Source organism: bacterium (genome assembly GCA_023145965.1).
Lineage (GTDB): Bacteria > UBP14 > UBA6098 > UBA6098 > UBA6098 > UBA6098.
Map to the genome: position 1 here is coordinate 1 of JAGLDC010000071.1, position 10,706 is coordinate 10,706.

Consider the following 10,706-nt stretch of genomic DNA (forward strand, 5'->3'; position numbering starts at 1 on the left):
CGAGGTCGAGGGAAAGCAACCGATTTTTGTGGATACAATTCAGCCGGCTGTTAGGCGGCTTTATTCGCTCATCCCAGATGATCCGAGCATGTTCAACAGACGGTTCATGGTGCAGCTTCGAGTTATGCAAAGCAATTCCTCATCAAATGTCCAATCTGCAATTATAGGCAACTATTTAATTGAAACACAATCTAATAATTTTGTCAGAACTGGAGGGAATCCCATTTCCATTGCGCCTTCGGTTCTCGACCTTGATTCAACCGGTGAGGGTGTCTTTAAAGTTTTCAACAACGACACAGTCCCACATTTTATAATATGCTATAGCGCGATTCCAGAAATTGAACCAAAAGGTGTAGCGGTTTCAGTTTCCCCCGGCTATTCAATAGGCGATCCAGTTCAATTTGTAGCTAGCCAGCAAAGCTTTATTATAGAACCTGACAGTGAAAAAAAGCTTTTCATCTCGATGCCAAACGAGGAATATCGTGCTTCCGTGCAGGGAAAAGTCGAAGCTATACTTTGGATAAAAGACCCTTCTAATACCAATTCCTCTAGATTCATTCGCTTGCATTGGAACTCCGAATAATATATATTTAGATAAATTAACTTGATGGTTCAAATCGATGGCACTTTGTTTGCATTAACTATAACCATTGAGCATAAATCTAATTTGGAGGTGTAATCGTGAAGCGAGTAACTATTTTAATTATCCTCTTGATTGCGCTATGCGCTTATGGCCAAATGGCTGTGAAAACCATTGTGGTCAAAGAAGATACTTTAGAATCCAATTCATCGGATGCAGAGAATATCTCTGAAGATATTGGAAAAACAGTAGCTAAAATAGTGGCCGAGGCTCTCGATGATATCGATCTTGACGATGAGGATATTCAAGAGATACGAATAGCTAAAGAAATATATCACGGAGCACAGCGCGATTCCGATGATGAAGAATGCTATAGCCACGGAATCCATAGGGGCAGACATTCCGATTGGGAAAAACCAAATAAAATATGGGGCCAACCAGCCATGTTCCTTTTCATTATAGTTTGGCTCGGCGTAGTTCTGATATTTTTTATAATGTGGATAATAACACTCGCTATAGTTGGAAAAGGATTTTCAAAAATTGCCAAAGCCATCGAAGCAAACAAAGAGAAGTAAGAACGACCTAAAAGTGTTCTCAGGCTTTGCCTTAGCTGGATTGTTTTTTTCTGTTGGCGCTGAACTGCTTTTTCCCAGATTTTCTAATAGCTTCATCGAAAAGGCGATACATTTATTAACACCAGCTGTGGTTATGGGATTGGTGGGTTTGCTGTTTTCACCGAGACTTCTTAAAAAGAAGCGTAGTTCGGTATTCAGCTATATTCTTTTTGCCCTTACAGGCCTCGCTGGAGTGCTTTTACTATTAAGTTATTTCGAAACCGGATCACAATTCGACTTGACTCTCAAATCATACTATATCGGATGCTGGTTTGGTGTCTTTTTCGGTTTCGCAACGTGCTTTGCTATCGATGAAGCTATATACAGAAAGGAAGAAAATGAAAATCGGGAATGAAAGGGATGTCCCAAAAAACGATGTCTTGTTAAAAGATGCTAAAGGGGTCAAAATTCAATGGTTAATTTCAGGGGATGATGGTGCTCCGAATTTTGCCATGAGACGCTTTACAATAATCCCTGGGGGTCATACTCCTTATCATTCACATGCTCATGAACATGAAGTTTTCATTATTGCTGGAAAGGGGAAAGCTGTCTATAAAAATCGTTCGATCGAGGTTATTCCCGGCAGCTTTGTTTTTATCGATGGTGGCTCAATGCACAATTTTGTCAACGATGGAGACGAGGATTTAATTTTTCTCTGCATGGTTCCAAACATTAATGGTTAGTAAAGGCAATTAATATGGGTGTTATTAGTATTATAGTTTTCTCATTGATACTTGTGTTAGATGGTTGTTCCGCCGCGAAAGTTCCAACTGGCCCCCCAAAACCAGAATTAAGCGAACTTGAGTTTAACTGGGGACGCATACCCCAGAATTCAATTGTCACACATGTGTATAATCTCAGTAATGCTGGTGGCGATTCCATTATTATCGAGGAATTGAGGCCACACTGTGGATGCACAAAAGCTCCTCTTTCCACAAATGTAGTCCATGCAGGAGAGAGCATTCCTATAGAACTGAGGTTCAACTCGAAGGGCTATCGAAATAAAGCCAGAAAATCTGCCTCATTAAGATTGAAAAGCGGCGAAGAGGTGATCAACAATCGACTCGTATTTAATGCATATGTTGATACATCCTCTATCCTCTTTTCCGATGGTCAGATCGAGGTCAGCATGCCAATCGTCGAGTTCACCGATTCCATAGAATCCATTGAGATAGGATTAAAGAACAGAATGGCGGCATCAAGAAATCTGATAATTGTCGATTATCAATCAGACAGGATTGAGGTTTCTTGGGAAGAGAAAAAACTAAAACCCAAAGATTCCGTTAGGCTTAAAATAACGCGTAAAATCCCAAGCAAGGAATTGTTTGCTTCCATTACCATGGAGATGGAGGGTTATGATAATTCGCGAATAACTATACCTGTTAGTGGTATTAACCGCCGAGCCACTAGACTTCCATCTGTGAAGAAAGTATCTCGATCTCAGAAAAGCAGTAGCAATATTCCATGGCTTGACGACCCAAATTACCGGGGCAGACCGCGTTAAATCGCTTTCCCCGGATTCAATATTCCCTTTGGATCGAATGCATGCTTTATATTTTTCATTAAGTCTAATTCGCTTTTCCCGATGCCTATCGGAAGGTAAGGTTTTTTGAGGTATCCTATGCCGTGTTCGGCTGTTATTGTTCCACCTAATCTGACAGCTAATTTGAATAATTCGGGGATATAGTCTTTCATGACTTTTTCCCATGCAGTATCATCGAAGTCTTCCTTGAGGGCATCGATATGCAGATTGCCATCGCCGGCGTGTCCGAATGAAAGCACTCGAATGCCAAATTTCTTTCCAAGTTCACGCGCGCCACACCACAATTCTGCGAGTTTTGCTCGTGGCACCGCAACATCCTCTGCAACGATTGTCGGACTTACCGCTCTTAATGCCTCGCGTATCGATCGACGAACATCCCATATTCTATCCTGAAATGGTCTGTTATCCGCAACAAGGACATCAATTGCGCCAAGTTCGAGTGCTATTTCTCCTAGAGTAAAATAGCGTTTTTCAAGCTCCTCCTCCGATTCAGCATCGAGGGAAATAATTAGCTGTGCACCAGCTTCCCTCATCGGGACATCCTTTTGTAAAACCTCTGCAACAATGCGAACAATATCTCCTTCCATGAATTCTATTGTCGAAGGCACAATCTTTCTTCGTATTATTTCACTAACTGCTGAGACACTATCCTCCACAGAATCGAAACCCACAAGAAGATCGACATGAAATTCTGGTTTTGGAAGAAGCTTAAAAGTTATCTCGGTTGTTACCGCTAGAGTTCCCTCTGAACCACAAATCACATGAGTAAGGTCGTAACCAGCAACATTCTTCACCAACTTGCCGCCATATGTGATCACGTCCCCTCCGGGGATCACTGCGCGAAAACCTTTTACGTAATCTCGGGTTATACCATATTTAACTGCAGTCATTCCACCGGCGTTGGTCTGAAAATTCCCCCCAATACTACAACTATCCAGGCTTGCAGGGTCTGGAGGATAAAATAGACCTTTTTCTTCGACAGCTCGCCTAAGATCGCCTGTTATCACTGCTGGTTGTGTAATTACCATTAGATTTTCCTCGTCTATTTCGAGGATGCTGTTCATTCTTTCTAGCGAAAGCACAATAGCTGAGTCGAATGGTATCGAACCTCCGGCTACTCCCGTGCCTAGCCCCCTCGTGACAACAGGAATGGCCTTTTCGTTTGTATATCGAAGGATCTTAGATATTTCTTTTTCGTCGCCTGCTTTCAGCACCAGTGATGGCTTCGCTTGGATATTGGGAGATTCATCATGGGAATATTCTTCCATCCCATCACCGACTATTGCATTATCGCTCCCCACAATATCGACAAGCGCAAGTATATCTTCGCCCGTCGGTTTATTAAGCGCAAAATTCCCATTCATATTATTAAAGCTCCTTGCCATCGATCAAATTCCTAATAATTTCACTTATTTTTTTAAATGCTTTCGCTCTGTGGCTTATTGAATCCTTTTCTTTTGCGGATATTTCTGCAAATGTTCTACCGTCCGGCAAAGCGAAAATAGGATCATAGCCGAAACCGCTTGACCCTCGTTTTTCGCGTGTTATAATCCCATTTATTTGTCCGCAGCGAGTTAGAGCGCGACCATTTGTTAAAACTAGCGCTGATACACAAAGGAAATATGCACCTCTCTCCCCTGCTTTCACATCCTTTAAATCGTGGAGTAATTTATTATTATTATCGTCGTATGTGCATCCGGGACCGGCGAATCTAGCCGAATAAATCCCTGGCCCTCCAGAAAGCGCATCGACGCAAAGGCCACTGTCGTCGGCTAATGCGGGAAACCCGGTGTATTCCACGGCCTCGCGAGCTTTTTTAATGGCGTTTTCCTCGAAAGTCTGGCCGTCCTCGACAGTGTCCGGCATTTTTGGGTAGTCATCCAGCGAGATAAAATCGACAGAAATGCCATCGAGTATCGATGATATTTCACGCACCTTATTTTTATTTCTAGTTGCAAAAACTATTTTCATATAACCTCCATGCAGATTTAATTTTACTATAAAATATTTCAATTTCTATAATAAAGGCAAGATAAAAAGGGAGCGTAAAAAAAGTTTTAATCCGTTCATGAATATTCAAGACCGTCTGTTTTTTTGCTCTCTAAGGCTGTCACGCCCGCTGTTACGTCCTTTGGGCGCAGTGGTTCCCACTCCCCCCTTCCCTTTTCCCTCGTGCCAGCCTCTGTCGATCTCCATCTGATCTAGAATCTGATGGGCACATCAGATTATTTCTTGACCCAGTTGGTTTTTATGAAGGATACACCGTAGCAACCTTATAGAGAAAACGAACCTGATTTACGATAGACTTTTGTGGGAATATCGTAATTTACGACATATGATATTGAATAATATGAGCATAACCTATTATAAAGAATGCTATTACCTTAAACACTTCGAGGAAAATATCATTTAATTATTTCAAATACTTTTTAAAATAATCCTCTGTGTCTGGCAGGCCACCTTGAAGAATCATATATCCGTTGTGCGGTTCGCGTTCGGTGATCTCATGGTTTATGGATTTGTGCATCATCCGCATGACTTCTTTGTGTTCGTTAGTATGACCTAAAACCCAGGAGAGTTTCATCAATGCCGTCTCCGGCAACATATTATCGAGTTGGACGATACCTATGTTTAACAAATCGCGACCAGTGTCATAAACAAACATCTGTGTATAACCCCAAAGGGTTTGCACAGTCATAACAATATGCACACCTGCTTTCCTTGCTCTTTCGAGTGCAGGGAAAAGTGCTCGATTAACGTGCCCAAGCCCAGTGCCGGCAATAACGATTCCACGATAGTCTTTCTCGACAAGTGCATCTACCAAATCGGGTTTCATGCCGGGGTAATAATATAGGATAGTAGTGCGGTCGTCATATACTGCGTCGAGCTTGACCTTACGGTTTTTATCTCGTGGAAGATAGTCTTTGTTAATATATTTGAACCCATCTTTTTTGACCATACAAAGCGGAACATCGCCAAGCGTCCGGAATGTGTTACGGTATGAACTATGCATTTTCCTGCAACGAGTTCCTCTATGAAGAAGACCGTACCGGTCGGATGTCGGTCCAAACATGCAAATTTGGACCTCCGCTATATCGCCGTAAGCCGCAGCATTGACCGCGTGAATTAGATTAAGGGCTGCGTCTGAACTGGGACGATCAGAGCTTCTCTGCGAACCGACGATAACGATTGGCACAGGGCTTTCTTGCACCATAAAACTTAATATTGCGGCGGTGTGTCCCATTGTGTCGGTGCCATGGCCAATAACAATGCCATCGGTGCCGGCCTCTATCTCCTCAACTATGGCTTTTGAGAGGGTAATATATTGCTCCATTGCCATGTTTTCGGAGAATACGCCGAAAATCATACGAGTCTTAAGGTTACAGATATCAGCAAGCTCCGGCACAGCTGAATAAAGCTCTCCGGGTGAGAATGCCGGGATCACAGCGCCTGTGCGATAATCGAGGCGTGAGGCAATAGTTCCACCGGTGCCAAGAAGTGTAACATTTGGAAGCTTGGGATCGGTAGGAAATTCCTTCTCGGGCATCTTGTAAAAAGCCTCTTTATAACCGAGTTCAACAATTTCCAGAACACGATCAACATGAATACCAACATTATATCCCGTTTTGAGCTTGACTACAATGTGAAGATCGTCGTAAGTCTCGCTTCGAGGCAAGATAACACCCTCGAAAACGCTTCCCTTGTCGTTGACAATGCGAACATCGCTCCACACCCCAACACCCCATTGTCCAAGGCGTTCGCGTGCGAGTCCTTTATAACCTTTAAGCTTATCTTTTTTTTCAGTTTTCTTGTCGCTCACGGTTATTGCTCCTAATTATTTATTGATGATTTGTCCGCAATCGTTTTACGAAAGTATTTTTCAATTTCGCGTCCTGAAACGATACCACGGTATATGTGCATAGTCTTGGCCATAGAGAGTTTAATTAATACTTCTTCGTTGGATTTTTGTGCTATACTCTCAATTTCAGTGAGTGCTTTATTTGCAAAGTCTCTCCAATTTTCAATATCGATCGAATGCATTATCCCATCGATAATTTGCGAAACTGGTATCTTGGGCGAATTCGCAACCATACGGACGAGATTATCCCAATTTTCGGCAAGTTCCAGTTTTTTGGCGAACTCGCGGAAAAGGTTAATCCACTTATCTTTCGGAATAGTGTCAACCTTCACCCCTTTTCGGTGAAGGCTTTTCAATTTCTCGCCGAAGAATATACCCGCCATCTTTAAATCTGCACCTGTGTCCTCGACAACAGCATCGACTATATTCGCCCAGCCTCTTCTAATTAGGTAATAGGTTGTATTAATCGGTATTCTCGCATTGGAATATTCTTCCTCGCGAATCCACGGTTGACGTTGAAGACCGGCTGTTATTCCTTCAATTCTGTCGCGAGTGATTCGAATCGGCGGGCTATCGGTATCAGGATACATCCTGTTGGGACCGGGAAGAATGCGCTCGAAATCTGTATGTCCATCGGCGAATCCCTGTCGTGTTTCGGGGGGAATACCATCGATAGCATCGACGTAGCGATTATAAATCTCCTCGCATGCCGATAATACGTCATCTTCGGGACCCCATATAATTATAAGAGAATCATCCTCTTTGCAGTCATCCTCTTTCATGATTGTTTTAATAGATGGCCTAGCAGCGTCGAAACCGCTTAAATCCTCGCTGTGTATTATTATCGGTCGCTGATCGAGACAACTCACCACGCGGATTCTACCTCGAAGTTCGTCAGAGAAGTTCTTGCCCGGTTGGGTTTTCCAATCGAGCGTTCCCGCAAGCCCTTCGAGTTTCACTGCACGAACAACAAACTTGCCTTTGCCGAGTTCCAAATCCGGCCTGCGTTCGTCGGATTTAATGAACATTTCCCATCCCTCGGATGTTAAAAAGGCAAGCTCTGAGTTTATGAATTTATCAGTAACATCGAAATGCGTTATTTTTGCGCGGACTTCTTCTGGAGTGTTAAATCCACGAGTATGAAGTTCGTCCATGAGTTTAAGCAAGTTGACTTGGCGAATAGCCTCGCCATGAACTACCCTGGCCGCGATTCTTGCGCGCGGAATACCCTTGATTTCCACACGTCTTCCACCACGAACCGAAACATTAACATCCTGTCTGCTCGCACCGATTCCATAGCGAACATGATTGGTGGATCGACAAATTCTGCCGATAAACAGTATTGCCTCTTCGACCTCCTCTGGAGTGTAGAGCTGAGGTTGTGTTACTATCTCGACTAAAGGCATTCCAAGGCGGTCTGTTCGCCAAACGATAAGGTGCCCTTTATCAGAGACTTCTCGGCAAGAATCTTCCTCGATGCTAACCTGAATGATGCCTAAATCTCTGTTCTTGAAAGGTATATTTCCGTTTACACCAACAATAGCTGTCCGTTGGAAACCGGTGGGAATCGAACCATCGAGATATTGTTTCCGGGCAACATGCACCTCGTCAACAATATCCATATTTAACATAAGGCATTGCTCGATTGATATATCAAGAGCTTCCTCGTTCATGAGAAAAGGCGGGGTATCATCCATCTCATAGGTGCATGTGTTTTTGTTGTGAAGCAGATATATAATCTGTTTCTTGGTTTTAAACTCCATAAGTGCCGCACCATCAAAGACTCCCAACTCCGAAAGGGTTGGACGCATGTGTCTCAGAATAGCTGCGTCGTGTTCTTTAGTATAGAGTCCTGCTGGGCATCGACAGAACATCTTTCGTTGAGTTAAAAGCTGTTGATGAACTTCGAGTCCAACTATTAAACCTATTTCATGATAATCCACGGGCATTTGGGGACAATTACAGTTCTTACAATCGTCCATATTAGTATAATCTTTCATAGATAAGCTCAAATATGGAATAAATGGTTCATAATATTATTATCCTTTGAAAAAGAATTCAATTCCAATATTTTGGAGTAAGCCAAAAAATTATCATATTATAAATATTAGAAACCTATTTTGCAAGAAATTCTATTTGCTCCTACTCAAGAAATGTGTTCGGTGAGCACGAGTATAGAAGAGAGAAATATGAAAGGAAAGAGAAACTTATTTAATTCTTATGAAACATAATACTCTTCGGGCGCAAGCTGATAATTACCCTCGATACAAGTTATAAGTTCCCTGAATTCTGCATCGGATTTGTCGTTCTCGGCATCTATTATCTTCTGTATCTCAGCCTCGTATTTGGCGCGCTTAACGCCCTCGAGGTATTTGACCGCTACCGATGGAAAAAGCTCCATAAGAAGCTCTTCTTTTTCATTTTCGGCAAGGCGAACTCCACCTATATCCTCTAAAATTGGATTGGGCTGCTTCTCATAATTTGAAGTATCATAAGGCATTTCTTCGGGCGAACCTGTAATCTGTTTTCTGAATTCGGGATCGACTGGAATAGGAGTTTTACCATATCCACCCCGAACGAGACTAACGAACTGAGCAGAGGTCATGTCGTAATAACTCTTGCCATTTGCAACACTTACGACGCTGTTTACCGCCTGCACACCAACAATCTGGCTTGTAGGTGTGACCAATGGTGGAAGTCCGGAGTCGAGTCGCACGCGCGGAATATTCTTTAACACAGTATCGAAAAGCTCAGACATGCCCATGGTATCGAGCTGAGCAACCATGTTACTATACATGCCGCCTGGAATCTGAGCCTCTTTAACAATCTGGTTTGGACCGGGGAAATTGAAATAGGCTTCAATCTTTTGTGTTAGATCGACAACGCTGTCGGCATCGTTTTTGCCGGCAGCCTCGATGGCCTGATCGAAGAGCCTGTCTATCTCGGCCGGTATTTTATCCTTCGATATATCGAATTGCATCGGCATTTTCCCTGTTTTATCGAAATCGGCCAGCTCATTGCGAATATCATATAGCTCTTTATTAATTTTGCCAACAGCCTCTATGTTAACACCGGTATCGATTCCTAACTTGTCGCAAAATATTTGAATTAATTCGAATGCAGGTGCAGCAGGGCCTCCAGCGAAATTCATGATCACAGTATCGACAATATCAGCGCCCTTCATAACGGCGACTAAAGCCGAACCAAGACCATAACCGGGGGTGCAATGACTGTGATGATCGATCGGTATCTTGACCTTTTTCTTCATTTCAGTATAGAGCTTACTCGCAACTTTTGGATGAATTAGACCAGCCATGTCTTTGATTGTAATCATATCAGCACCGAGAGCCTCGAGCTTCAATGCTTTATCTACAAAATAATCGACAGTAAAAACCGGTTTCGGAAGTGGTTTTCCTGAGAATATCCCTTTTATTTTTTCTGAAAAAGTGAATTTTGGGTCGGTAGTATAACAAACCGCGCAGTCTGTCTGGCCTTTGTTCTTTCGAACTACCTCGATAGTCGATTTCATGTTGTTTATATCGTTCAAGGCATCGAAGATGCGCATTATATCTACACCGGTTTCGAGTGCGTTACGGTTAAAACCCTCGATAGCCTCTTCTGGATATGGGGTATATCCAAAAAGGTTGCGCCCTCTTGAAAGCGCTGTTAGAAGTGATGTATCGCCAACAGCTGCTTTTATCTTAGCCAACCTATCCCATGGATTCTCGCCCAGATATCTCATAGTGGAATCGGGAACGGCTCCGCCCCATACTTCCATAGCATAAAATTGGGCTTCCTTATAGAAAGGCAGACACCTATCTACTTGATTCTGTTTCATTCTTGTAGCCAATTGCGATTGTTGGCCATCACGGAGTGTAAGATCGCGTATAAGCAGCTTTCGGCCCATTGTTCCTCCTATAAATTCCGAGGCTCTATATTTAATAGCTTTTAATTATACGAAAAACAACTTTCCGTGCAACATATTATTATCCTTCGCCATACTATTGGCTCGCCTTTTTCATTGCCATTGGCCTAAACCAACGGCAATGAAAAAGTGACTGCCATCGCCGCCCTCTTCAATTGCTAAATTTACATTACCCGAAGCGAATC

At 42.8% G+C, this 10,706-nt stretch carries 10 protein-coding genes; 5 read left to right on the forward strand and 5 right to left on the reverse strand.

Features of this window, described 5'->3' with window-relative positions; translation table 11 throughout:
- The 5 genes from KAH81_07015 to KAH81_07035 all read left to right on the forward strand — a co-directional run.
- Nucleotides 1-583, forward strand: a 583-nt coding sequence (locus KAH81_07015) for a hypothetical protein (protein ID MCK5833403.1), incomplete at its 5' end; no start/stop codon positions are given.
- A gap of 98 nt (nt 584-681) precedes the next feature.
- Nucleotides 682-1,155: a hypothetical protein gene (locus KAH81_07020; GenBank protein ID MCK5833404.1), complete on the forward strand. Its 474-nt coding sequence runs from the start codon at nt 682-684 to the stop codon at nt 1,153-1,155.
- 13 nt (nt 1,156-1,168) lie between these two features.
- Nucleotides 1,169-1,549, forward strand: coding sequence for a hypothetical protein (locus KAH81_07025; GenBank protein ID MCK5833405.1), 381 nt, complete (start codon nt 1,169-1,171; stop codon nt 1,547-1,549).
- Complete coding sequence (locus KAH81_07030) at nt 1,533-1,877, forward strand: cupin domain-containing protein (GenBank protein ID MCK5833406.1); 345 nt, start codon at nt 1,533-1,535, stop codon at nt 1,875-1,877. Before KAH81_07025 ends, KAH81_07030 begins: the two co-directional genes overlap by 17 nt.
- 14 nt (nt 1,878-1,891) lie before the next feature.
- Entirely contained in the window at nt 1,892-2,698 is an 807-nt protein-coding gene (locus KAH81_07035; GenBank protein ID MCK5833407.1) for a DUF1573 domain-containing protein, read from the forward strand.
- Here the strand turns inward: KAH81_07035 and KAH81_07040 are convergent.
- The 5 genes from KAH81_07040 to KAH81_07060 all read right to left on the reverse strand — a co-directional run bounded on the left by KAH81_07040 (nt 2,695) and on the right by KAH81_07060 (nt 10,503).
- The gene (locus KAH81_07040) at nt 2,695-4,101 is read right to left on the reverse strand and encodes an FAD-binding protein (GenBank protein ID MCK5833408.1); all 1,407 of its coding nucleotides are present in this window, start codon (nt 4,099-4,101) and stop codon (nt 2,695-2,697) included. The two genes, KAH81_07035 and KAH81_07040, sit on opposite strands and share 4 nt — an antisense overlap.
- Nucleotides 4,102-4,105: 4 nt before the next feature.
- Nucleotides 4,106-4,708 carry an RdgB/HAM1 family non-canonical purine NTP pyrophosphatase gene (gene rdgB / locus KAH81_07045; protein ID MCK5833409.1) on the reverse strand — a complete coding sequence of 201 codons (603 nt, stop codon included), beginning with the start codon at nt 4,706-4,708 and terminating at the stop codon, nt 4,106-4,108.
- A gap of 442 nt (nt 4,709-5,150) precedes the next feature.
- Complete coding sequence (gatD, locus tag KAH81_07050) at nt 5,151-6,557, reverse strand: Glu-tRNA(Gln) amidotransferase subunit GatD (protein ID MCK5833410.1); 1,407 nt, start codon at nt 6,555-6,557, stop codon at nt 5,151-5,153.
- An 11-nt stretch (nt 6,558-6,568) separates the two neighbouring features.
- On the reverse strand, nt 6,569-8,596 hold the full coding sequence (gene gatE / locus KAH81_07055) for a Glu-tRNA(Gln) amidotransferase subunit GatE (protein ID MCK5833411.1): 2,028 nt from the start codon (nt 8,594-8,596) through the stop codon (nt 6,569-6,571).
- Between the two features lie 218 nt (nt 8,597-8,814).
- The gene (locus tag KAH81_07060) at nt 8,815-10,503 is read right to left on the reverse strand and encodes a carboxylase (protein ID MCK5833412.1); all 1,689 of its coding nucleotides are present in this window, start codon (nt 10,501-10,503) and stop codon (nt 8,815-8,817) included.
- Between the last annotated feature and the right edge of the window lie 203 nt (nt 10,504-10,706).

Coding starts and splice junctions, on each gene's coding strand:
- KAH81_07030 (MCK5833406.1), top strand. CDS start 1,533: ATGAAAATCGGGAATGAAAGGGATGTCCCAAAAAACGATGTCTTGTTA.
- KAH81_07035 (MCK5833407.1), top strand. CDS start 1,892: ATGGGTGTTATTAGTATTATAGTTTTCTCATTGATACTTGTGTTAGAT.
- KAH81_07040 (MCK5833408.1), bottom strand. CDS start 4,101: ATGAATGGGAATTTTGCGCTTAATAAACCGACGGGCGAAGATATACTT.
- rdgB (MCK5833409.1), bottom strand. CDS start 4,708: ATGAAAATAGTTTTTGCAACTAGAAATAAAAATAAGGTGCGTGAAATA.
- gatE (MCK5833411.1), bottom strand. CDS start 8,596: ATGAAAGATTATACTAATATGGACGATTGTAAGAACTGTAATTGTCCC.
- KAH81_07060 (MCK5833412.1), bottom strand. CDS start 10,503: ATGGGCCGAAAGCTGCTTATACGCGATCTTACACTCCGTGATGGCCAA.